This is a genomic window from Vandammella animalimorsus (assembly GCF_002285285.1).
Taxonomy (GTDB): Bacteria; Pseudomonadota; Gammaproteobacteria; order Burkholderiales; family Burkholderiaceae_C; genus Lampropedia; species Lampropedia animalimorsus.
The window spans coordinates 18,270-40,488 of sequence record NZ_NSJF01000009.1; the positions used below are offsets into that span (position 1 = coordinate 18,270).

Sequence of the window (22,219 nt, forward strand, 5' to 3'; positions counted from 1 at the left end):
AATCGGCCCGCCAAGGCAGCGTATAGTCCGGCAGCGCCTTTGCACTGCCCACACCGCACGCCCATGCCCGCCGCCGCCTTGCACCAACCCCTGGCCGAACGCCTGCGCCCGCGCACGCTGGGCGAAGTGGTGGGCCAGCAGCACCTGCTGGGCGAGGGCATGCCGCTGCGGCTGGCTTTTGAGTCGGGCCGGCCGCACAGCTGCATCCTCTGGGGCCCGCCCGGGGTCGGCAAGACGACGATTGCACGGCTCATGGCCGGCGCCTTCGATGCGCAGTTCATTGCCATCAGCGCGGTACTCGGCGGCATCAAGGAAATCCGCGAGGCGGTCGAGCAGGCCCAGAAGGCCCGCGACGGCCTGGCGCCGCAGCCCACCATCGTGTTCGTCGATGAAGTGCACCGCTTCAACAAAAGCCAGCAGGATGCCTTCTTGCCGCACGTCGAAAGCGGCTTGTTCACCTTCATCGGCGCGACCACCGAAAACCCCTCGTTCGAAGTCAATTCGGCCCTGCTCTCGCGCGCTGCGGTCTATGTGCTGCAACCACTGCAGCATGCCGAGCTGCGCGAAATCGTGCAGCGCGCACAGGCGCTGGAGGCCGTGCCAGCCATTGAAGAGCAGGCGCTGCAGCGCCTGCTGGACTACGCCGATGGCGACGCCCGGCGGTTGCTGGGCACGCTGGAAACGCTGGCCATGGCAGCACAGCAGGAGCGGCTGGCGCACGTGGACGATGCCTGGCTGCTGCGCGTGCTGGGCGAGCGCATGCGCCGCTACGACAAGGGCGGCGACCAGTTCTACGACAGCATCAGCGCGCTGCACAAATCGGTGCGCGGCTCCGACCCGGACGCGGCGCTGTACTGGATGCTGCGCATGCTCGACGGCGGCGCCGATCCGATGTACATCGCACGGCGCATGATCCGCATGGCCAGCGAGGACATCGGCCTGGCCGACCCGCGCGCGCTGCGCCTGGCGCTGGACGCCACCGAAACCTACGAGCGCCTGGGCTCGCCCGAGGGCGAGCTGGCGCTGGCGCAGTGCCTGGTCTATCTGGCCGTGGCGCCCAAATCCAACGCCGTCTACACGGCCTACAAGGCCGCGCGCGCCTGGGTGCAGCGCGATGGCACGCGCCCGGTGCCCGTGCATCTGCGCAACGCGCCCACCCAACTGATGAAGCAGCTGGGCCACGGCCAGCACTACCGCTATGCCCACGACGAGCCCGACGCCTTCGCCGCCGGCGAGCGCTACCTGCCCGAGGGCATGGCCGAGCCCGGCTGGTACCAGCCCGTGCCACGCGGGCTGGAGATCAAGATCGGCGACAAGCTGGCCCAGCTGCGCGAGCGCAACCGCCAGGCCAGGCAGATTCAGCCCCCGCCACAGGGTCAACAGCCAGAGCAGCCCTGATGCGGCAGCAACCTTACTGTGAAAAAGCCCTGCCTGAATCCGCAGCGATGCGTATCTGCGGATTCAAAAGATTTGCTTCATTGCCTGCCGCGCAGATACTTTGAGCAGCCCCTCAAGTGCGCAGCGCCTCGCGCACGCCGGCCACCATGCGGCGCGAGACCTGCAGGGTTTCGTCCGTGCCGTGCAATTGCACGCGCCAGTGGTCACCGTCTTCCTTGCTGTGCACCTTATGCAGCGCGCGCAGCGCCTTGCGCGCCACCAAGGCATTGCGGTGCACGCGCAGCAGGTATTCGGGGAAGCGCTTTTCCAGATCGTTGAGCGAATCAACGCACAGGTAGTCGCGCTGCCTGGTGTGCAGCGTGACGTACTTCATTTCGGCGCGGCAGAAAATGATGTGCTCCAGCAGCACGCGCTCGCTGTGGCCGCGCTCGTTGATGTAGATGAATGGCCCGCTGGCCGCGGGCAAGCCAGGCGCTGGCCCTTCAGCAGCGGCTGGGCCTGCCGTGGCCCCGGCCTGTGGCGCCATGGCAGCCTGCTGCGGCTGCTGCATTTGCTGCCAGCGCTGCACGCGCTCGAGCGTCTGGCGCAGGCGCTCCAGGCGCACGGGCTTGGTCAGGTAGTCCAGCGCCTCCAGCTCAAAGGCCTGCGCAGCAAATTCGGCATGGGCGGTGACGAACACCACGGCAGGCTGCGGCTGCATGCGCCGCAGCAGCTGGGCAAAGGCCATGCCGTCCATGCCGGGCATGTTCACGTCCAGCAGCACCAGATCGATGCAGGCATGCTCTTGCATGCGCTGCATGATTTGCTGCGCCTGGCTGGCGGCAGCGGCTTCAAACACGCGGCAGGGCACAGCAGTTTGCTCCTGCAGCAGCATGGCCAGGCGCTGGCGCGCCAGCGATTCATCGTCAACGATCAAGATGTTCATGGCAGAAAGCAAAAGCTGATGTTGGTTGGTGTTCAATGAAATGCCGCGCGCTGGGCCGCATCACGCCCCAGCAGCGGTTTCGCTGGCAGGTTCATGGCCACTTCGTAGCGGCCATCGTGGGTGCGACAGCGAAAGTCGGCATTGACGTCGTGCATCAGGCGCAAACGATCGCGGACGTTTTGCAGCGCAATGCCGTTGCCCCCCCGGCCCGCAGCATGGGCCACTGCGCTGTTGGGGCCAGGCACGGTATTGCTGATGCGCAGCAGTACGCGATCGCCCTTGCGACGCACCAATACGTGGATTTCACCGCCTTCGCTGCTGGGTTCGATGCCGTGCTTGATGGCGTTTTCCACCAGCGGCTGCAACAGCAGCGGCGGCACGCTGGCCTGCAATGCCGCCTCGTCCACCGTCCAGCTCACGCGCAGGCGGCCTTCAAAGCGAATGCCTTCGATGCGCAGGTATTGGCGGGCAATCTCCACCTCCTTTTCCAGGTTGGAGACGCTGGAGGCATCGAGCAGCGCATGCCGGAACAGATCGCTCAAGTCTTCAAGCATGGATTCGGCCTTGGCCGGATCCTGGCGCACCAGGGCAATGGCGCTGTTGAGGGTGTTGAACAAAAAATGCGGCCGGATGCGCGATTGCAGCTCTGCCAGCCGCGCCACGGTGGACGCTGGTTGGCTGGCACGCTGGCGCATGGCGAACATGCTGGTGAGCAAGCCCGCCAGGCCCATGCCGCTCAGGCCCGAAGCGAGCCAGCCCGAACCATTGCCGCGCAGCTGACCAGGCATGACGTACAGGGCAAAGGCCAGCAGGCCGCAACACCAGCCCGTCAACAACGCATAGGCCCACTGTACAGAGGGAACCTGTCTGTCCAGCCAGTGCTTGAGCCAACAAGCCAGCAGCAGCCACAGCAGCAGCGGCGGGAACGCGATGCCGGTGAGCAGCGCAAAGTGGCCCAGCCACTGCTGAAGATCATCGGCGCCAAACAGCAACACCAGCGCCAGTGGGAGCTCCGTCAGCAACAAGGCGCGCAGCACCACGCCCATATGGCAGGCATCGAACAGCAAGCGCGATGGCGGCTTTGCGTTGGCCCGAGCCAAGGACTGAAGCGGCTGCGATGCCGCAGATAGAATGCTTGGTTTTCTCCCGCTCATTGTGTTCTTGTGTTTTTTGCGGCGGCGCGGCCCGATGCCGCGCGCCAGCGCCTGCATGCCAGCGCCACATGCCATTGCGTGCGCGGCCCAATGGCAAGCACCGCACGACACGATGCCAGCTGCCATTATTCCCGAGTTCCATGCCTGAAAACCGTGCACCGCAACCCTCTGCCAACCAGCTGGCCTCCAAGAGCGAAGGCTGGTCGGCCCTGTTCACCGAGCCGATGAGCGATCTGGTCAAGCGCTACACCGCCAGCGTGTTTTTCGACAAACGGCTATGGAGAGCCGATATTGCCGGCAGCCGCGCCCACGCGCAGATGCTGCAAGCCGTGGGCATTCTCTCGGCAGAGGACGGCGCCGCCATTGCCCGCGGTCTGGATCAGATCAGCCAGGAAATCGAATCGGGCCAGTTCGACTGGCAACTGGACCTGGAGGACGTGCATCTGAACATCGAGGCGCGCCTGACGGCCTTGATTGGCGATGCAGGCAAGCGCCTGCACACTGGCCGCAGCCGCAACGATCAGGTGGCCACCGACGTGCGCCTGTGGCTGCGCGATGAAATCGACGCCATCATCGCCCTGCTGGACCAGGTGCAGCACGCGCTGCTGGACGTGGCGGCACAGAACGTGGACGTGATCCTGCCGGGCTTTACCCACCTGCAGGTAGCACAGCCGGTGAGCTTTGCCCACCACCTGCTGGCCTATGTCGAGATGTTCCGCCGCGATGCCCAGCGCCTGAGCGATGTGCGCCGCCGCACCAACACCCTGCCGCTGGGCGCTGCCGCGCTGGCCGGCACCAGCTACCCGCTGGACCGCGCCATGGTGGCGCGCGCGCTGGGCATGGTCGATGAGGCGGGCAACCCGCAAATCTGCCAAAACAGCCTGGATGCCGTCAGCGACCGCGACTTCGCCATTGAATTCAGCGCCGCCGCCGCGCTCATCATGGTGCACATCAGCCGCCTGTCAGAGGAGCTGATCGTCTGGATGAGCCAGAACTTCGGCTTCATCCGCATTGCCGATCGTTTCACCACCGGCAGTTCCATCATGCCGCAGAAGAAAAACCCCGACGTGCCCGAGCTGGCGCGCGGCAAGACCGGCCGCGTCGTGGGGCATTTGATGGGCCTGATCACGCTGATGAAAGGCCAGCCGCTGGCCTACAACAAGGACAACCAGGAAGACAAGGAACCGCTGTTCGACACCGTGGACACCCTGCGCGATACGCTGCGCATCTTTGCCGAGATGATCGGCGGCCAGACCGATGCGGCCACCGGCCAGCGCAGTGGCGGTATCAGCGTCAATGCCCAGGCCATGGAGCAGGCCGCGCTGCGCGGCTATGCCACGGCCACGGACCTGGCCGATTACCTGGTGAAAAAAGGCCTGCCATTTCGCGACGCCCATGAAACCGTGGCCCATGCCGTGCGCATCGCCATCAAGCGTGGCGTGGATTTGAGCGAGCTGCCGCTGGCCGACCTACAACGCTTCAATCCAGCCATCGAGGCCGACGTGTTCGAGGCGCTGAGCCTGCGCGGCTCGCTCAACGCGCGCAATACCCTGGGCGGCACTGCGCCAGCGCAAGTACGCCAGCAAATCCAGGCACACCGCCAGCGCCTGGGCGCCTCTGAATAAAAACCCGCTTGCTCAGCCAATGAAAAAACCGCAGCCATGCCTTTGTGCATGGGCTGCGGTTTTTTCATTGGCATCAGGCCTGCGTGGCCCGTGCCGCCTCACTGCGCCGGGCGGTAATAGGTGCGGCCGTTGATGGTCTGGTATTGGTGCTGCACCGGCGGCGCATCGACCGGGGCAGCACGGTAATAGGGCTGCGGCGCGTAGGGCTGGTGGTATTGCGGCGCCTGGTAGACCGGGGCCGGATAGACCGGATTGGCCTGCACTGGCGGCATGACATAACCGGGCGTGGCCCCGCCCTGGCCAGGGGCCACAGGCGGCTGGCTGGCCGATGTGGCGTTGGACAGTGCATAGCCCAGCAAACCGCCAGCCACCAATGCGCCCACGGCCAGTTCGGTGTTGCGTCGACGACGTTCACGGCGATCATCGTCGTGGCGCACCTGGGGTTGAGGGCGATAGGGCGGGTAGTAATGGCTTTGGCCGCGCTCAAACCGGGCATCGTAGTGCTGGCGGTAGCGATCGCCATCGTCGTAGTAATAGCCGTACTGCGCCGATGCGCTGCTTGCCAGCAGCGCAGCAGCAGCGGTCAGGGCCAGGCCGGCAATGGTTTTCTGTGTGGCTTGCATGGGATGAAAAACTCCTTCTCGTCAAGGCCGGTGCAAAGACTTCAGAGCCTATGCGCACCATGTAAAGCAGAGGTCAAGACCAGAAAAACGCCTGCAAACTCTGCAAACCCCTGGCAGGCCAAAGCACTCCCCCAGGGCTTTTCAAGACAACCTCCAACGTTGCCAAAGCCTTTTTCGTTGACCTTGGGACAAACAGTGCAGTGCGCGCGCGCAGTTCCATAATCGCAGGCATGGCTTTGATCACACTTTTAAACATGCAACTGGCCTTTGGCGATGTGGCGCTGCTGGACGGGGCGGATTTCTCCGTCGAAGAAAAAGAGCGCATTGCCTTCATCGGCCGCAATGGCGCGGGCAAGTCCTCGCTGCTGAAAATCATGGCTGGGCTGGCCCAAGCCGATGAGGGCACGATCCACCGGCAGACTGGCCTGCGCACCGCCTATGTGCCGCAGGAGCCGCAGTTCGACGCGCAGCACAGCATCTTCGAAGCTGTCTCGGCCGGGCTGCAGCCGGTGATTGCGCTGCGTGAGCAATATCTGCGGCATGAGCCGGGCGTAGACCTGGATGCGCTGCAATCGCAGATCGAGGCGCAGGGCGGCTGGACCTGGGAGCAGCGCGTGGCCGAAACGCTGCAGCGCCTGCACCTGCAGCCCGAGGCGCTGGTGGGCAGCCTCTCGGGCGGCAACAAAAAACGCGTGGCCCTGGCCCAGGCCCTGGTGCAGCAACCGGATTTGCTGCTGCTGGACGAGCCCACCAACCATCTGGATCTGGATTCCATCGCCTGGCTGGAGGATTTGCTGCTGGATTTCAAGGGCAGCATCGTCGTCATCACCCACGACCGGGCCTTTCTGGACCGCATCGCCACGCGCGTGGTCGAGCTCGACCGTGGCCAGCTGCGCTCCTACCCGGGCAATTACAGCCAGTACCGCGCCCTGAAGGACGAGCAACTGGCGCAAGAGGCCGTAGAGCATGCCAAGGCCGACAAGCTGCTGGCGCAGGAGGAAATCTGGATCCGCAAGGGCGTGGAGGCGCGGCGCACGCGCAGCGTCAGCCGCATTGCGCGGCTGCAGGCCCTGCGCCAGCAGCGCGCCGAGCGCCGCAACGCACTGGGCACGGTGCGCATGGAGATCGCCCGCGGCGAGGCCAGCGGCAAGATCGTTGCCGAGCTCAGCGGCGTCAGCAAGCAATTTGGCGCGCAGCCCTTGATCCGCGACTTTTCCACCACCGTGCTGCGCGGCGACAAGATTGGCCTGCTGGGCCCCAATGGCGCGGGCAAATCCACGCTGCTGAAAATCATCCTCGGCCAGCTGCAGCCCGACAGCGGCAAGGTGCGCCTGGGCACGAACCTGCGCATCGCCTATTTCGACCAGATGCGCGAGGCCATCGACCCCGAGGCCACGCTGGAGGACTTCATCAGCCCAGGCAGCGAATGGATCGAGATCGGCCAGCAGCGCAAGCACGTCAAAAGCTATCTGGGCGATTTCCTGTTCTCTCCGCAGCGCGCGCACTCGCCGGTCAAATCCCTCTCGGGCGGCGAGCGCAACCGGCTGCTGCTGGCGCGACTGTTTGCCACGCCAGCGAATGTGTTGGTGCTTGACGAGCCCACCAACGACCTGGACATGGAAACTCTGGAGCTGCTGGAAGAGCTGCTGCAGACCTACGACGGCACGGTGCTGCTGGTCAGCCACGACCGCAGCTTTGTGGACAACGTGGTCACGCACACCATTGCTGCTGAAGGACAGGGACTGTGGCGCGAGTACGAGGGCAGCGTGCAGGACTGGCTGCTGCAATCGCAGCGCAGCCGCGCCCTGGCCGCGCAGCGCCAGGCCGGCCAGCAAGCGCCTGCTGCCGAAGAACCGGCCACGCCGCCAGTTTCGGCCCCCACGCCAACACCCAACGCCGCGCCAGCAGGCAAGCGCAAACTCAGCTACAAGGAGCAGCGCGAGCTCGAGGCCTTGCCCGGGCGCATTGATGCGCTGGAGGCCGAGCAGGCCCAAATCCAGGCCGAACTGGCCGATGGCAGCCTGTACGCCAGCGACCACCAGCGCGCAGCAGCATTGTCCGAACGCAGTGTGGCCATCGAGGAGGAGCTGATGCAGGCGTTGGAACGCTGGGAGGCCTTGTCAGGCTGATGGCCTTGTTCTGAAGGCCTACCCAGCCCCTCATCCGCAGGCACGCACTGCAACCGTTTGCACCACTTGCGCTGGCCGCATCCATCAGGATGCGGCCATTTTTTTACCCTCGTATCTGTGGCCAAAAAAGCCCTGCAAGCCCATTTCATGGCGCATCAGTCCACAGGCCAGGTGGGGCAAAAATCTTTCCATTGCAACACATGCCGGTTCCAATTTTCGGATTTGCTGCGCGATCTCTCACTACCATCACTGCAAAACTTTTTTTAAAAAAGTAGTCGTAGTAGTAGATTGCTGTCAGGCTTGTGGATAACTGCCTTGGTGCGTGAAAAAACAAACACTTGCGGGGCAAAAAAGCCTGTGAGCGACTGCCGCGCAGCTTGGGCTGCAATTGGGGATAAAAACAGCACTTGCCAGCGCCGGAGCAGTTGTGCGCATTCCATCCCCTGCCAACCCAAAGGCTTGTGCACAACTTGTCCAGTGCGCGCTTTGTTTCACGTGGAACAGCCCCTTGATGACTGGCGCAGGGCTTGATGGCAGGTTCTAAAAATGACAGGCCGGTAAAATCGCGCCTTTTCAATCGGCCCCGCCGAATGGACATTGCCATGTCTGATTCAAGCAATCACTACACCTACCCACAGGAATTTGATGTCATCGTCGTTGGTGGCGGCCATGCTGGCACCGAGGCAGCGTTGGCCGCTGCGCGCATGGGTTGCAAAACCTTGCTGCTGACGCACAACATCGAAACCCTGGGGCAAATGAGCTGCAACCCATCAATCGGCGGCATTGGCAAGGGGCATCTGGTCAAGGAGGTCGATGCCCTGGGCGGCGCCATGGCGCTGGCCGCTGATTTGGGCGGCATCCAGTTTCGTACGCTCAACAGCAGCAAGGGTCCAGCGGTGCGCGCCACGCGCGCCCAGGCCGATCGTGTGTTGTACAAGGCGGCCATCCGCCACATGCTGGAGAACCAGGCCAATCTGTGGCTGTTCCAGCAGGCGGTGGACGATTTGCTCATCGAAGGCGACCGCGTGGCCGGTGCAATCACCCAGCTGGGATTGCGTTTTCGTGCCCGAGCCGTGGTACTGACGGCAGGGACTTTTCTCGATGGCCGCATCCATGTGGGCCTGAGCAACTACCAGGCTGGCAGGGCAGGGGATCCGCCAGCGGTGACCTTGTCGGCGCGTCTGAAGGAATTGCAGCTGCCCCAGGGACGACTCAAGACCGGTACGCCGCCACGGCTGGATGGGCGCAGCATTGATTTTTCCCGATGCACCGAGCAGCCTGGCGACGGCGTTCCCGGCGGCGACCGGCCCGATCACATGCCGGTGTTCAGCTTCATGGGCAGCCGTGCCATGCACCCGCGGCAGATTTCCTGCTGGATCACGCACACCAATGCGCGTACGCACGACATCATCCGCAGCGGTTTTGATCGCAGCCCGATGTTCACCGGCCGGATCGAGGGTGTGGGGCCACGTTACTGCCCCAGTGTTGAGGACAAGATCAACCGCTTTGCCGACAAGGACAGCCACCAGATCTTCCTGGAGCCCGAAGGCCTGGAAACGCACGAGATCTACCCCAATGGCATCTCCACCAGCCTGCCATTCGATGTGCAGTATGCGTTGGTGCGATCCATGCCGGGGCTGGAAAATGCCCATATTCTGCGACCTGGCTACGCCATCGAGTACGACTATTTCGACCCGCGCGCCCTCAAGAGCAGCTTCGAGACGCGGCAAATCCAGGGCCTGTTCTTTGCCGGCCAGATCAACGGCACGACCGGCTACGAGGAGGCCGCCGCCCAAGGCCTGTTTGCCGGCCTGAACGCTGCGCTGCAATGCCGTGGCGAGGGCCCCTGGCTGCCGCGGCGCGATGAAGCCTATCTGGGCGTGCTGGTCGATGATTTGATTACCAAGGGCGTGACTGAGCCTTATCGCATGTTCACCAGCCGGGCCGAATACCGTCTGCAGCTGCGCGAGGACAATGCCGACATGCGCCTGACCGAAGCAGGGCGGCGTTTGGGCTTGGTGGACGATGCGCGTTGGGATGCCTTTTGCCGTAAACGCGACGCCATCGAGGCCGAATCGGCACGCCTGAAGGCCACTTGGGTCACGCCGCGCAATCTGCCGCAGTCGGAATCCGAGCGCGTGCTGGGCAAGGCCATCGAGCGCGAGTACAACCTGTTCGATTTATTGCGCCGCCCAGGCATTGGCTATGAGGCGTTGATGGGCCTGAAGCCCGAGCCTCAGGCCAGCAGCCTGGCGATTGGAAATGAGGCTGTTTCACGTGAAACACTGGGCGAACTCTATGCCCCAGTGGTCGAGCAGATCGAGATTGCCGCCAAATACAGCGGCTACATCGACCGTCAAAAGGACGAGGTCGAGCGAGCCTCGCATTTTGAGAATCTGCTGTTGCCAGACGATCTGGACTACGCCGAGGTCACGGCCTTGTCGTTCGAGGTGCGACAAAAACTGGCGCAGCATCGCCCCCGTACGCTGGGCCAGGCCTCGCGCATTTCGGGCGTTACGCCGGCAGCTGTGTCGCTGCTGCTGATCCACCTGAAAAAGATGGGCAAGAAATGGTCGCCAGGGCTTGCGGATGAGGTGACGCAATGAGTGTTGAGCAGCTGCAGCGCAGCCTGCAGGCTGGCGCCGATGCGCTGGGGGTGCTGCTTGATGCGCAGCAGCAGCGCCAAATGCTGCAATACCTGCAGCTGCTGCAGAAGTGGAACCAGGTCTATAACCTCACGGCGGTGCGCAACCCGCAGGAGATGCTGCATCTGCACCTGCTCGATTGCCTGGCGGCGGTGCCGGGTTTTCTGCGGGCGCTGTATGAACAGCAAGCCCAGGCTCAAAAGCAGCCTGGTGCTGCGGCAATGCCGTTGCCCGTGCTGGATGTGGGGGCGGGCGGCGGCTTGCCGGGCGTGGTGCTGGCCATTTGTTGCCCGCAGGCACAGGTGCAATGCGTCGATGCCGTGGCCAAGAAAATGGCCTTTGTGCAGCAGGTGGCCGGGGCGCTGGGGTTGCCCAACCTCAAGGCTAGGCACGCTCGAGTGGAGGCGCTGCCCGGGCAGTATTCAATCATTGCCTCCAGGGCCTTTGCCAGCCTGTCGGATTTTGTTGCGCTGACGCGCGAGCGCCTGGCGCCCGCTGGCGTATGGATGGCCATGAAAGGCAAGTATCCGCAAGAGGAAATTGACGCCTTGCCGCAGGGTGTGCAGGTGTTTCACGTGGAACAGTTGCAGGTGCCAGGCGTGGCAGCCGAACGCTGCATCGTCTGGATGCGCCAGAGCGACGAGGTGGTTTGAGAGCTTGTTGGGGCGCGGCGCAATGCCGCTATGATCGCGGCTTTTGATGTCTGGGCTGGGCGCTGGCGGTGGTGATATTGCCAGGGCGCACGCCATCGACATGCATTGAAAAGACAGAGCAGACCATGGCGCAAATCTACTGTGTGGCAAACCAAAAGGGCGGGGTGGGCAAGACGACCACCAGCGTGAACCTGGCGGCGGCGCTGGCCCGGATCGGGCAGCGCGTGCTGCTGGTCGATCTGGATCCGCAGGGCAATGCCACCATGGGTTGCGGTGTGGATAAACGCGCGTTGCAGCATTCGGTGTACGACGTGCTGCTGGGCCAGTGCCTGGCAGTGCAGGCCTTGGTCAGCTCGCCGGCGGCCGATTTTCAGGTGCTGGGCGCCAACCGAGAGCTCGCTGGCGCCGAGATCGAGATGGTTGACCTGCCGCGGCGCGAACACCGCCTGCGCGATGCACTGGCCGACTTACAGGATCAGTTCGATTTCATCCTGATGGACTGCCCGCCTTCGCTGGGCCTGCTCACCCTCAACGGTCTGTGTGCGGCGCATGGCGTGATCGTGCCCATGCTGTGCGAGTACTACGCGCTCGAAGGCCTGACGGACTTGGTCAACACCATCAAGCAGGTGCATGCCAACTTCAATCGTGAGCTGAAAATCATCGGTATTTTGCGCGTCATGTTCGATGCTCGCGTCACGCTGCAGCAGCAGGTTAGCGAGGAGCTCAAACAGCATTTTGGTGGCAAGGTGTTCGACACCATCATTCCGCGCAACGTGCGCCTGGCCGAGGCGCCCAGCCATGGCTTGCCTGGCGTGGTCTATGACCCCAGCGCCAAGGGCAGCAAAGCCTTTGTGCAGTTCGCGCAGGAGCTCAGTCAGCGCCGCTCTGGCCAACAGCGCGCCCCAACTGCTGTGCCCCAGACCCAGCCTGCTCAGGAGCAGGGCGATGCACCAAGCCAAGCTGCGGACGAGGAGCAAAAGCCTGCACCAGCGCCTGCCAGTTCGCCAGGCGGTGGTGTGCCACTGGGGCTGCGCAAGCCCTCGGCCTCATCATGAGTGTTGCAGCGCCGGCCGTGCAGCTGCTGCTACTGCCCGCACACAAAGCTGCAAGCATGGATGCTGCTGCGCCCGCTGGCGTGCTATCGCTTTGGCAGACGGCCTATGGCGACCCCTGTGTGCCGCAGCACGATTGGCAGCGCCCGCGCAGTGGTGACTGGCAGATTCAGCTGGAACAGGCAGTGCTGCACAGCCAGCTGCCCGTCGTACTGCTGGCCGAAGGCCTGGGCTGTCAACTGGTGGCGCGCTGGGCACAGCACAGCCGCCATGCCCGGCGCGTGTTGGCGGCGCTGCTGTTGGCGCCGCTGGATGTCGAGACTGCGCAATACCAGCACCAGCTGCCCAGCTGGCAACCCATGGCGCGCATGCCCTTGCCCTTTGCCAGCCAGTTGCTGTTGCCTTGGCCCATGGCGGGCGAGCCGCTGCAGCGCATGCAGCAGATGGCCGCGCATTGGGGCAGCAGCCTGCGTTGGATCGATGAAGGGCAAGGGCCGCAGCCGCAAGAGGCCCTGCTCGGACCCCTGAGGCTGGCCTTGCAGGAGGTGTTGGCCAGCGTGACGGCGGCCTTGCCGGGGCAGGGGGCGCATTGACCCACAGATTGAAGTTGGCCGCGCTGGGGCGCTGCCACTGCCTTCAACAAGCGCCCGGGGCCTGGCCCCAACGCCTGGCCGCAAATGGATTTCAGCGATTTTTCGAGGAGTGCACACAATGACAAGCAAGAAAGCAACCAAGGGGCTGGGCCGCGGCCTGGGCGCCTTGCTGGGCCCGCAGGTCAGCGATCTGGGGGGCGATGAATCGGCCTTTGCCCAGGCCCATGGCGCGCCGCGCGAGTTGGAGATCGACGCACTGGTGCCCGGCCAATACCAACCGCGCACGCACATGGACGAGGGCGCTCTCTACGAACTGGCCGAAAGCATCAAGAAGCAGGGGGTGATGCAGCCGCTGCTGGTGCGCAAGCTGCAACAGGGCGAGCATGCCGGGCGTTATGAAATCATTGCTGGCGAGCGCCGCTACCGCGCCAGCCAGCTGGCCGGGCTGACATCGGTGCCGGTGCTGGTGCGCGAGGTCGATGACCGCAGCGCCGCCGCCATGGCGCTGATCGAGAACATGCAGCGCGAGGATTTGAACCCGCTGGAAGAAGCGCGCGGCTTGCAGCGCCTGGTGCAGGAATTTGGCTTGACGCACGAGCAGGCCGCCCAGGCCGTGGGCCGCTCGCGCAGCGCCGCCAGCAACCTGCTGCGCCTGCTGAACCTGGCCGAGGCGGTGCAAACCCTGTTGATGGCCGGCGACATCGAAATGGGCCATGCGCGCGCTCTGCTGGCGTTGGGCAAGGCCGAACAAATCACTGCGGGGCATGAGATCGTGGCGCGCAAACTCAGCGTGCGCGAGACCGAGGCCCTGGTCAAGCGCCTGGCCCAGGGCAAGGGCGCTGAAGCGGCCAGGAAAGCCAGCAACCGCAAGAGCGGCGACGTGCGCCGGGTGGAGGAAATCCTCTCCGACCTGCTGATGGCGCAGGTGGACATCCAGATCAAGAAGCGCACCAAGAAGAAAGACGGCCAGATCCAGGAGTCGGGCGAAATCCGCATCCCGTTTGCCTCTATCGAGGTGCTCAACGGCGTGCTCGAACGCATCCAGGGCCGCCAGGAGGAATTCTGAATGCCGCACGCCGCGCCCCCCGCTGGCGTCGATCCTCTGGCCGATCTGGCCGCTGCCGATGCCGCCAGCCACGCCGTCGCCCAGCCCAGCGAATGGATGCAGCGCAGCCTGGCGCTGGCGCGGCAGGCCATTGGCCTGTCCAACCCCAACCCGGCCGTGGGCTGCGTCATCGTCAGCGCCGATGGCCGCACGCTGCTCGGCCAGGGGCACACCCAGGCCGTGGGCGGGCCGCATGCCGAGGTCATGGCGCTGCGCGATGCGGCTGCGCGCGGCCATAGCGTGCGCGGCGCGCAGGTCTACGTCACGCTCGAGCCCTGCGCCCACCACGGCCGCACGCCGCCGTGCTGCGACGCGCTGGTGGCCGCTGGCGTGGCGCGGGTCGTGGCCTCGCTGGCCGACCCCAATCCGCAAGTGGCTGGCCAGGGCCTGGCGCGCCTGCGCGCGGCCGGCATTGCCGTAGAACTGGGCGATGGGCAGGCGCAGGCGAGCGACATCAACGTTGGCTTTTTGCAGCGCATGGCCACAGGCCGACCCTGGGTGCGCGCCAAGGCCGCAGCCTCACTCGATGGCATGACGGCCTTGCCCAATGGCCAGAGCCAGTGGATCACCAGCGCGCAGGCGCGCCGCGACGGCCAGGCCTGGCGCCAGCGCGCCTGCGTGGTGCTGACGGGCATTGGCACCGTGCTGGCCGACGACCCGCTGCTGAACGTGCGCGACTGGCCCAGCGCGCGCCAGCCCCATCTGGCCATTGCCGACAGCGCGCTGCGCACACCGCTGCAGGCCCGGCTGTGGCAGGTGCCCGGCCGGCAGGTGCTGGTGTTTGGCCGCCCGCCGCAGGCCGCTGCGCAACGACAGGCCTGGCAGGCGCGGCGCGCGGCGCTGCAGGCCCAGGGCGCGCAGGTCGTGGCGCTGGATGGGCAGGAGGCGGTCGGCATTGGGGAGCAGGGCGGCGGCTCAGGCCTGGATCTGGCCGCGCTCATCGCCCATTTGGGCCGCCTGCCGGTCAACGAAATCCACGTCGAAGCCGGCGCGCGCCTCAACGGCGGCCTGCTGCAGGCTGGGCTGGTCGATGAATGGCTGGTCTATCTGGCGCCGCAATTGCTTGGCGCCGGCCGCCCCATTGCGGCGCTGCCGCAGCCCTGGAGCCGCCTGGAGCAGGCCCAGCGCTTGCACTGGCACGGCATGCACATGCTGGGCGACACGCTGCGACTGCAATTGCGCGCCCAGCCATTGCAGGCATAGCCTTGCGCGCCAGCCTTTGTGAATCATCTGCCGTCGGCCCGAGCCGGGCACTGGCCGGTTTTGGCGCCGCTGTGCAGCGCGTAGATGTCGCAGTCCTGCGCGAAGGCCAGCGGGCCGCCGTATTGCCTGGCGATGGCCTGGGCCGTGGCCTGCTGCACGCCCTCGGTGCGGCGCATGAAGTGTGACAGCACCAGGCTGCGGCTGCCGGCCTGGGCGGCAATGCGGCCGATCTCCGAAGGCGGCATGTGCAGCAGCCTGGCAATGCGGTCTTCGCTGTCCTCCGGGATGGCGTTGTGCGCGATGAATACGTCCGCACCCTGGGCCAGCGCATCGAGCGTGCGGCCGCGGTTGCTGGTATCGCCGGAGACCACCAGCGCGCAGCCATCCTTTTCGATGCGCCAGGCCAGCGCCGGCACCAGCCCATGCTCGACGGGCATGGCCGTGAGCGCAAATCCGGCCAGCTCGGTGCGAAACGGCACGGGCTGTGCCCGGTCGGCGGCCACGGCCACGGGCTTGAGCGTGAAGGACTCATCGCCGCTGAGGTAATCGGCCAGGTAAGGGTAGACGCCCTGCGGGCCAAACTGGCGCTGCACGAACAGCGGCGTGGTCGGGAATAGCTCGCTGCCCGTGGGCCCGTACAGCGGCAAATCCTGGTTGCGCCGGCTGAAAAAGGCCGCCTTGATCAGCGCCGGCAAATCGCCGACGTGGTCCACGTGCAAATGCGTGAACAGCAGCGCCTGCACATCCTCGATGCGGCCCTGGGCGCGCTCGAAATTCAGCGCTGCGCCTGGCCCCAGATCGATCAGAAAGCGCGCCTGGCCATTCTCGCGCAACAGATAGCTGCTGGAGGCGCGCCGATCGCCCAGCTCCGGCCCGCCCGAACCCAGCACCACCACGTCCAGCCCGGTATTGCGGCAGCGCGCAGGCGCGGCAGGGGTTGCCGCCTGGGCCAGCGTCGGCGGGGCGTTGGCGGTGGCATTGGTGGGGGCATCGGGCGCGGCTGCAGCCTGTGGCGCAAGCACGGCCCCGGGCAGGGCCAGGGCCAGCGCGCGCAGCCAGCGGGCGGCGGGCAAGGGCGGTGACAAGAAGGACATGGGCAGATCGGCTGTGGTCAAGCAAAGCCGTGCATTGTGCGCGATGCGTCAGGCAAGGCCATTGGTGCAAAGGACTATTGGTGGCGCAGACCATCTTTCAGGGGCAGCGCCCAAGCCTGCAAACGGGGTTGCGTTTCGTGCCAAGCATGGCAGGGCAAAACTCCCATGCCCATGTGCAGCAGGCACAATGCGCGCTGCCTGCGCGCAGCGCAGCCGTGCTCCTTGCACGGCCGTTTTGTCCAACACACCCTTGAAGGAGACACCCCCCATGAGCAACCTGCCCGGCCTGAACTTCCAGCTTGGCGAAGACATCGACGCGCTGCGCGACGCCGTGCGCAGCTTCGCCGAGGCCGAGATCGCCCCGCGCGCGGCCGAGATCGACAAGAGCGACCAGTTCCCCATGGACCTGTGGCCCAAGATGGGCGAGCTGGGCGTGCTGGGCATCACCGTGCCAGAAAGCTACGGCGGCGCCGACATGGGTTACCTGGCGCACATGATCGCCATGGAGGAAATCAGCCGCGCCAGCGCCAGCGTGGGCCTGTCTTACGGCGCGCACTCCAACCTGTGCGTGAACCAGATCAAGCGCAACGGCAACGAGGAGCAGAAGAAGAAATACCTGCCCAAGCTGATCAGCGGCGAGCACGTGGGCGCGCTGGCCATGAGCGAGCCCGGCGCAGGCAGCGACGTGGTGAGCATGAAGCTCAAGGCCGAGGACAAGGGCGGCTACTACCTGCTCAACGGCAGCAAGATGTGGATCACCAACGGCCCCGACGCCGACACCATGGTCGTTTACGCCAAGACCGAGCCTGAGCTGGGCGCGCGCGGCATCACCGCCTTCATCGTCGAAAAAGGCATGAAGGGCTTTGGCACCGCGCAAAAGCTGGACAAACTGGGCATGCGCGGCAGCCACACCGGCGAGATGGTGTTCGACAACGTGGAAGTGCCCGCCGCCAACATCCTGGGCGAATTGAACGGCGGCGTGAAAGTGCTGATGAGCGGCCTGGACTACGAGCGCGCCGTGCTGGCTGCCGGCCCCATCGGCATCATGCAGGCCGTGATGGACAACGTCGTGCCCTACATCCACGACCGCAAGCAGTTCGGCCAAAGCATTGGCGAATTCCAGCTCGTGCAGGGCAAGGTGGCCGACATGTACACCGTGCTGCAAGCGGGCCGCGCCTTTCTCTACACCATCGGCAAAAACCTGGACGTGCTGGGCGCGGGCCACGTGCGCCAGGTGCGCAAGGACTGCGCCTCCGTCATCCTCTGGTGCGCCGAGCAGGCCACCAAAATGGCCGGCGACGGCATCCAGCTCTTTGGCGGCAACGGCTACATCAACGAATACCCGCTGGGCCGCCTGTGGCGCGACGCCAAGCTGTACGAAATCGGCGCGGGCACCAGCGAAATCCGCCGCATGCTCATCGGCCGCGAGCTGTTTGCCGAGACGATGTGATGACGTCGAATGCTTGCCGCCCACAGCCATTGGCCTTGCCTGTTCTGCCGCTCGGGCTGGATGGCTGGTGTCTGCGCGGGTGGCAAGCCTGCGATGCAGCCAGCCTGCATCGGCACATCAACCAACCCGATGTCAGCCGTTGGCTGGGCGACTGGATGCCCGACGAATACACCATGGAAATGGCCCAGGATTGGGTCAGTGGTGGCGCGCTGGCCATGCCGGGCCGTAGTTGGGCCGTCGCCCACGGTGCGCAGGCCGTGGGATCGGCGGGCGTCCACCCCCATGGCGATGCGTGCAACGCCATGATCGGTTACTGGCTGGGCCGCCCCTTCTGGGGCCAGGGTGTGGGCACGCACATCGTGCGCTGTCTGACGACAGAGGCATTTCAAGACCCTTGCGTCATGCGTGTGGTGGCCCCCATTCGCCCGGAAAACATCGCCTCACAGCGGGTGTGCGAAAAAAACGGCTTTGTGCGCGAGGGGCTGCTGCGCATGAGTGCGCTCAAGAAAGGACGTGCCGTCGATACCGTGTTATGGGCCGCCTACCGGGACACCTGGGCGGGAGGGCTCAAGCCGCCCCCCAACCAAATTTGAAAGCCAGGGCATGACTTCTTCCCTCCAACACCTCATCGACGCCAACCACGCCTGAGTGTCGGCCCATGCCCCATGCCAGCCGCAAAGGTCGGGCCGGCCGGGGGGCGCTCTCGTTTAGCGTGAGCGCCCGGTGTGGCCAGTGGCGCGCCGCACGGCGGGGGTGTCGGTCTGTTCCGCACGCTCGGCGGCATAGCCCCAATCGGCCGCGTACTTGCGCTTCATGCGCGCGTAGTCGCGCAGGTATTGCGAACCCAGGCGGGTTTTTTGCGCGTCGGTCAGGATCTTGCCGCTGACCTGGAAAAAACCGCGCTCCTCTTCTTTGAGGTGGTGCCGCACCTCGTGCGCAAGCGCCTTGGCCTTTTCGCCCCAGGCCTGGCCTTCGGGCGCCAACGCGCCCAGCTCGGCCACCAGTTCGTCCAGTTCGTGATGCTCGGCCAGGGCGTGGCGCGCGCTGTCCAGGCCCATGTCGTCCATCATCATGGGCGAATACAGAAAACGCTCTTCGGCGGCCGCGTGGGCGGCCAATTCCAGCTTGAGCATCAGAAAAGCATCGCGCCGACCCTGCGGGTTGGTGGCGCGGGTGCGCGTCAGGCGGGTACACCATTCGCGCTGGATGTCGTGGCTTTCGCGCAGAGCTTCGTAAATCGTGGGGGCGGACATAAAGGGTGCTTTCATCAAGGGAAGAGGGCGCATGGCCTGGCCTGATGCGGCGGCGCATGCGCGAGCATGGTAGCGCGGCGCATGTTTTCGCGTTGGCATTGGCCCTGCACTTAGAGCCTGTTCAAAATCTTTGCACGGCGGTCACGAGAGCGGATTTGGGCGCTCTGCTTCGTTGCAAAGCCTCGCCATAGCCCCAGCTATGGCTGCGTTTTGCGCCTTGCAGCCCACCCCAAACCGCTTCTTGCCCACTCGCGCCGAGATTTTGAACAGGCTCTTAGCCACCTCTGCAGGCCAGACAGCCATCGCAGGCGTGGCGGCGCGCCCAGTTCATGCTAACTTGCGAGGCTTTGAAACCTGCCCACGCCAGGGCCCGGAACAGGCCCTGATCGCATACCCCCATGACCAAACCCAACAGCCTCCAACACCTCATCGACGCCAACCACGCCTGGGCCGAGCAGGTGGCGCGCGACAGGCCCGGCTTCTTCGAGAACCTGGCGCACCAGCAAACGCCCAAGTACCTGTGGATCGGCTGCTCCGACAGCCGCGTGCCGGCCAACCAGGTCGTGGCGCTGGCGCCGGGCGAAGTCTTCGTGCACCGCAACGTGGCCAACGTCGTCGTGCACTCCGACCTGAACGCGCTCTCGGTCATCCAGTACGCGGTCGATTACCTCAAGGTCGAGCACATCATGGTCGTGGGCCACTACGGCTGCGGCGGCGTGCTGGCCGCGCTGCACGGCACGCGCGTGGGCCTGGCCGACAACTGGTTGCGCCACGTGCACGACGTGAAAATGCGCCACCGCGGCCGCCTCATGCACCTGTGCCGCCACGAGCAGGAAGATGCGCTGTGCGAGATGAACGTCATCGAACAGGTCGGCCACATCGCCACCAGCACCGTGCTGCAGGACGCCTGGGCGCGCGGCCAGCAGGTGGCCGTGCACGGCTGGTGCTACGGCCTCAAGGACGGCAAGGTCAAGGACCTGGGCGTGACCATGACCGGCCGCGAACAGGTGCTGGAGGTCTACCGCGCCGCCATCAAGCGCTACCCGCGCCGCTCCGACCCGCTGCCCAGCGAGCTGGTGATTGACGATTTGCAGGACGGCGACTGACCTGCGCCTGCATGAACGCCTTGGCAAGGCCCCAGGCGCGGCACAATGCGCCTTGCATGGCCTGTTCGCCCTTGGCGCCGGCCGTGGCGTTTTTTTGCTTTTCCTAAGGCCAGCCGCCTGCGCCGCCCCTTTGGGTCTTGCGCAGGATGGAGGGGCCCATTCAGGCCAGCTATGAGCAAACAGCAATCCAACCCGCGCAGCGGGCGCAAGCAGGCGGCCTTGGCCGCGCAGGAGGTGGTGGCGCAGCCGCAGGCTGCCGCCGTGCAGGGGGGCGGGGCGCTGCCCCAGTCGCTGGAATCTTCGCTGGCGCGCGACATTGCCAAGGCGATGATGGATGGCTTTAACCGCCATTACCGCCTGTTTCGGCAAGAGACGGCGCGCGCCAAGCACCGCTTTGAGACGGCCGACTGGCATGGCCAACAGCGCGGCCAGCGCGAGCGCATCGAGTTCTACGACGTGCGCGTGCGCGAGTGCGTGCAGCGGCTGGAAAAAGAGTTTCGCGCCGGCTCGCAGCCCATGGAGGTCTGGTACGAGGCCAAGCTGCTCTACATCGGCCTGCTGGTGGGCCATTTCCAGCCGGAGCTGGCCGAGACCTTCTTCAACTCGGTGACGACCAAGATCCTGCACCGCACGTATTTCCAGAACAGTTTTCTGTTTGTGCGCCCGGCCATCAGCACCGAGTACATCCAGATCGACGAGCCCTCGGAATCGACCACCTTCCGCTGCTATTACCCGCGGCGCGATGCGCTGGAGGAGGTGGTGGCGCAGATGCTGGAGGACTGCCGCCTGCAGCGCGCCTTCACCGACCGCGTGCGCGATGTGCGGCGCGTGGCGCAGGCGCTGTCGGCCATGCTGGGCGATGCCAAGATCCGCACCAATTTCCAGATTCAGGTGCTCTCCAGCCTGTTCTACCGCAACAAGGGCGCTTACCTGGTGGGCAAGCTCATCAACGGCTTTGACGAGATGCCCATTTGCCTGCCCATCCTGCACGATGAGCACGGCGGCCTGTACGTGGACGCGCTGCTGCACACCGAGCGCGACATGCACACGCTGTTCTCGTTCTCGCGCGCCTATTTCATGGTGGACATGGAAATCCCCTCGGCCTACGTGCAGTTTCTGCGCAGCATCATGCCGCGCAAGCCGCGCAACGAGATCTACAACTCGCTGGGCCTGGCCAAGCAGGGCAAGAACCTGTTCTACCGCGACTTTCTCAGCCACCTGCGCAGCTCCACCGACAAGTTCCGCATCGCGCCGGGCATCAAGGGCATGGTGATGCTGGTGTTCGACCTGCCGAGCTTTCCCTACGTGTTCAAGCTCATCAAGGACTATTACCCGCCGCAGAAGGAAACCACGCGCGAGCAGATCAAGGGCAAGTACCGCCTGGTCAAGCAGCACGACCGCGTGGGCCGCATGGCCGACACCATGGAATACAGCGAGGTGGCCTTCCCGCGCGCACGCTTCGAGGACGAGCTGATCGAGGAAATCCAGAAGTTCGCCCCCAGCCAGCTGGAGATCTCCGATCGCGACGGCGACGGCAACATCGAGGTCATCCTCAAGCACCTGTACATCGAGCGGCGCATGATCCCGCTGAACATCTACCTGCAGGAAACCTTCGACGCTGGCGAGGGCGACGCGCGCGCCCAGCGCCAGATGGAGCACGCCGTGATCGAATACGGCAACGCCATCAAGGACCTGGTGGCGGCCAATATCTTCCCCGGCGACATGCTGTGGAAGAACTTCGGCGTCACCCGCCACGGCAAGGTGGTGTTCTACGACTACGACGAGATCGAATACATCACCGACTGCAACTTCCGCAAAGTGCCCGCGCCGCGCAACGAGGAGGAGGAAATGAGCGGCGAGATCTGGTACAGCGTGGCCAAGAACGACGTGTTTCCCGAAACCTTCGGCCCCTTTCTGCTGGGCAACCCGCGCGTGCGCGACATCTTCATGCAGCACCACGGCGATTTGCTGGAGCCGCAGTTCTGGCAGCAGCACAAGGAGCGCATCCAGCAAGGCCATGTGTACGATGTGTTCCCCTACGACGGCAGCAGCCGCTTTGCGGACGAGGGCGGCGCAGCGCCTGCCGATGCCGCCGCACTGGCTCCGCCCGGTGGCACGGCCCAGAGCGGCAATGTGCCCGCCTGAGCGTCAGCGCGCGCCGCGCCGTCTGGCGTTGGCAGATGCGCTTTGAGTCTTATGAATAGCCCTCTT

Annotated in this window: 18 protein-coding genes and 1 pseudogene; 13 read left to right on the forward strand and 6 right to left on the reverse strand. The window is 65.1% G+C overall.

All coding sequences use genetic code 11. The features are described from left to right. The first annotated feature begins 63 nt into the window (after window positions 1-63). Window positions 64-1,398 carry a replication-associated recombination protein A gene (locus tag CK620_RS13085; RefSeq protein ID WP_238946141.1) on the forward strand — a complete coding sequence of 445 codons (1,335 nt, stop codon included), beginning with the start codon at window positions 64-66 and terminating at the stop codon, window positions 1,396-1,398. A gap of 112 nt (window positions 1,399-1,510) precedes the next feature. On the opposite strand, the gene CK620_RS13090 is transcribed toward CK620_RS13085, so the two are convergent. Next, entirely contained in the window at window positions 1,511-2,323 is an 813-nt protein-coding gene (locus CK620_RS13090) for a LytR/AlgR family response regulator transcription factor (protein WP_095550686.1), read from the reverse strand. A gap of 32 nt (window positions 2,324-2,355) precedes the next feature. Next, on the reverse strand, window positions 2,356-3,390 hold the full coding sequence (locus tag CK620_RS13095; protein WP_179290661.1) for a sensor histidine kinase: 1,035 nt from the start codon (window positions 3,388-3,390) through the stop codon (window positions 2,356-2,358). Window positions 3,391-3,617: 227 nt separating this feature from the next. On the opposite strand from CK620_RS13095, the gene argH reads away from it, so the two are divergent. After that, window positions 3,618-5,102 (forward strand): argininosuccinate lyase, encoded by a 1,485-nt coding sequence (gene argH / locus CK620_RS13100; RefSeq protein ID WP_095550688.1) that lies wholly within the window; start codon window positions 3,618-3,620, stop codon window positions 5,100-5,102. Window positions 5,103-5,200: 98 nt separating this feature from the next. On the opposite strand, the gene CK620_RS13105 is transcribed toward argH, so the two are convergent. Continuing rightward, complete coding sequence (locus tag CK620_RS13105) at window positions 5,201-5,725, reverse strand: hypothetical protein (RefSeq protein WP_095550689.1); 525 nt, start codon at window positions 5,723-5,725, stop codon at window positions 5,201-5,203. Window positions 5,726-5,955: 230 nt separating this feature from the next. Here CK620_RS13105 and CK620_RS13110 point away from each other — a divergent pair, with 230 nt between their 5' ends. Then, the gene (locus CK620_RS13110) at window positions 5,956-7,854 is read left to right on the forward strand and encodes an ATP-binding cassette domain-containing protein (RefSeq protein WP_095550719.1); all 1,899 of its coding nucleotides are present in this window, start codon (window positions 5,956-5,958) and stop codon (window positions 7,852-7,854) included. Window positions 7,855-7,999: 145 nt separating this feature from the next. Here the strand turns inward: CK620_RS13110 and CK620_RS13935 are convergent, their stop codons facing one another. Beyond that, window positions 8,000-8,458: a hypothetical protein gene (locus tag CK620_RS13935; protein WP_143326104.1), complete on the reverse strand. Its 459-nt coding sequence runs from the start codon at window positions 8,456-8,458 to the stop codon at window positions 8,000-8,002. Here CK620_RS13935 and mnmG point away from each other — a divergent pair. The 6 genes and pseudogenes from mnmG to ribD all read left to right on the forward strand — a co-directional run bounded on the left by mnmG (window position 8,457) and on the right by ribD (window position 15,105). Beyond that, complete coding sequence (gene mnmG, locus CK620_RS13115) at window positions 8,457-10,460, forward strand: tRNA uridine-5-carboxymethylaminomethyl(34) synthesis enzyme MnmG (RefSeq protein ID WP_095550720.1); 2,004 nt, start codon at window positions 8,457-8,459, stop codon at window positions 10,458-10,460. The genes CK620_RS13935 and mnmG overlap by 2 nt on opposite strands. Then, window positions 10,457-11,152, forward strand: coding sequence for a 16S rRNA (guanine(527)-N(7))-methyltransferase RsmG (gene rsmG, locus CK620_RS13120; RefSeq protein ID WP_095550690.1), 696 nt, complete (start codon window positions 10,457-10,459; stop codon window positions 11,150-11,152). Before mnmG ends, rsmG begins: the two co-directional genes overlap by 4 nt. Before the next feature lie 125 nt (window positions 11,153-11,277). Continuing rightward, a pseudogene (locus CK620_RS13125) lies at window positions 11,278-12,033 on the forward strand (ParA family protein); the annotation flags it as partial. A gap of 170 nt (window positions 12,034-12,203) precedes the next feature. Further along, entirely contained in the window at window positions 12,204-12,797 is a 594-nt protein-coding gene (locus tag CK620_RS13130) for an alpha/beta hydrolase (protein WP_095550692.1), read from the forward strand. A gap of 118 nt (window positions 12,798-12,915) precedes the next feature. Then, window positions 12,916-13,863 (forward strand): ParB/RepB/Spo0J family partition protein, encoded by a 948-nt coding sequence (locus CK620_RS13135; RefSeq protein ID WP_095550693.1) that lies wholly within the window; start codon window positions 12,916-12,918, stop codon window positions 13,861-13,863. 96 nt (window positions 13,864-13,959) lie between these two features. Beyond that, window positions 13,960-15,105 (forward strand): bifunctional diaminohydroxyphosphoribosylaminopyrimidine deaminase/5-amino-6-(5-phosphoribosylamino)uracil reductase RibD, encoded by a 1,146-nt coding sequence (ribD, locus tag CK620_RS13140; RefSeq protein ID WP_095550721.1) that lies wholly within the window; start codon window positions 13,960-13,962, stop codon window positions 15,103-15,105. Between the two features lie 23 nt (window positions 15,106-15,128). On the opposite strand, the gene CK620_RS13145 is transcribed toward ribD, so the two are convergent. Further along, the gene (locus CK620_RS13145; RefSeq protein WP_095550722.1) at window positions 15,129-16,199 is read right to left on the reverse strand and encodes an MBL fold metallo-hydrolase; all 1,071 of its coding nucleotides are present in this window, start codon (window positions 16,197-16,199) and stop codon (window positions 15,129-15,131) included. 268 nt (window positions 16,200-16,467) lie between these two features. Here CK620_RS13145 and CK620_RS13150 point away from each other — a divergent pair, with 268 nt between their 5' ends. Further along, window positions 16,468-17,649, forward strand: a complete 1,182-nt coding sequence (locus CK620_RS13150) for an isovaleryl-CoA dehydrogenase (protein WP_095550694.1) — start codon at window positions 16,468-16,470, stop codon at window positions 17,647-17,649. Between the two features lie 35 nt (window positions 17,650-17,684). Next, window positions 17,685-18,242 (forward strand): GNAT family N-acetyltransferase, encoded by a 558-nt coding sequence (locus tag CK620_RS13155; protein WP_179290662.1) that lies wholly within the window; start codon window positions 17,685-17,687, stop codon window positions 18,240-18,242. Between the two features lie 114 nt (window positions 18,243-18,356). On the opposite strand, the gene CK620_RS13160 is transcribed toward CK620_RS13155, so the two are convergent. Beyond that, window positions 18,357-18,902, reverse strand: a complete 546-nt coding sequence (locus tag CK620_RS13160) for a hemerythrin domain-containing protein (RefSeq protein ID WP_095550696.1) — start codon at window positions 18,900-18,902, stop codon at window positions 18,357-18,359. A gap of 398 nt (window positions 18,903-19,300) precedes the next feature. On the opposite strand from CK620_RS13160, the gene can reads away from it, so the two are divergent. Both can and aceK read left to right on the forward strand, forming a co-directional pair. Next, entirely contained in the window at window positions 19,301-20,008 is a 708-nt protein-coding gene (can, locus tag CK620_RS13165; RefSeq protein WP_095543282.1) for a carbonate dehydratase, read from the forward strand. A 327-nt stretch (window positions 20,009-20,335) separates the two neighbouring features. Then, window positions 20,336-22,153 (forward strand): bifunctional isocitrate dehydrogenase kinase/phosphatase, encoded by a 1,818-nt coding sequence (gene aceK, locus CK620_RS13170; protein WP_238946144.1) that lies wholly within the window; start codon window positions 20,336-20,338, stop codon window positions 22,151-22,153. The last annotated feature ends 66 nt before the right edge of the window (window positions 22,154-22,219 follow it).

Coding starts and splice junctions, on each gene's coding strand:
- rsmG (WP_095550690.1), top strand. CDS start 10,457: ATGAGTGTTGAGCAGCTGCAGCGCAGCCTGCAGGCTGGCGCCGATGCG.
- CK620_RS13130 (WP_095550692.1), top strand. CDS start 12,204: ATGAGTGTTGCAGCGCCGGCCGTGCAGCTGCTGCTACTGCCCGCACAC.
- CK620_RS13150 (WP_095550694.1), top strand. CDS start 16,468: ATGAGCAACCTGCCCGGCCTGAACTTCCAGCTTGGCGAAGACATCGAC.
- CK620_RS13935 (WP_143326104.1), bottom strand. CDS start 8,458: ATGGCAATGTCCATTCGGCGGGGCCGATTGAAAAGGCGCGATTTTACC.
- CK620_RS13160 (WP_095550696.1), bottom strand. CDS start 18,902: ATGTCCGCCCCCACGATTTACGAAGCTCTGCGCGAAAGCCACGACATC.
- CK620_RS13090 (WP_095550686.1), bottom strand. CDS start 2,323: ATGAACATCTTGATCGTTGACGATGAATCGCTGGCGCGCCAGCGCCTG.
- aceK (WP_238946144.1), top strand. CDS start 20,336: ATGATGGATGGCTTTAACCGCCATTACCGCCTGTTTCGGCAAGAGACG.
- CK620_RS13085 (WP_238946141.1), top strand. CDS start 64: ATGCCCGCCGCCGCCTTGCACCAACCCCTGGCCGAACGCCTGCGCCCG.
- CK620_RS13135 (WP_095550693.1), top strand. CDS start 12,916: ATGACAAGCAAGAAAGCAACCAAGGGGCTGGGCCGCGGCCTGGGCGCC.
- mnmG (WP_095550720.1), top strand. CDS start 8,457: ATGTCTGATTCAAGCAATCACTACACCTACCCACAGGAATTTGATGTC.
- can (WP_095543282.1), top strand. CDS start 19,301: ATGACCAAACCCAACAGCCTCCAACACCTCATCGACGCCAACCACGCC.
- CK620_RS13105 (WP_095550689.1), bottom strand. CDS start 5,725: ATGCAAGCCACACAGAAAACCATTGCCGGCCTGGCCCTGACCGCTGCT.
- CK620_RS13145 (WP_095550722.1), bottom strand. CDS start 16,199: ATGTCCTTCTTGTCACCGCCCTTGCCCGCCGCCCGCTGGCTGCGCGCG.
- ribD (WP_095550721.1), top strand. CDS start 13,960: ATGCAGCGCAGCCTGGCGCTGGCGCGGCAGGCCATTGGCCTGTCCAAC.
- CK620_RS13110 (WP_095550719.1), top strand. CDS start 5,956: ATGGCTTTGATCACACTTTTAAACATGCAACTGGCCTTTGGCGATGTG.
- argH (WP_095550688.1), top strand. CDS start 3,618: ATGCCTGAAAACCGTGCACCGCAACCCTCTGCCAACCAGCTGGCCTCC.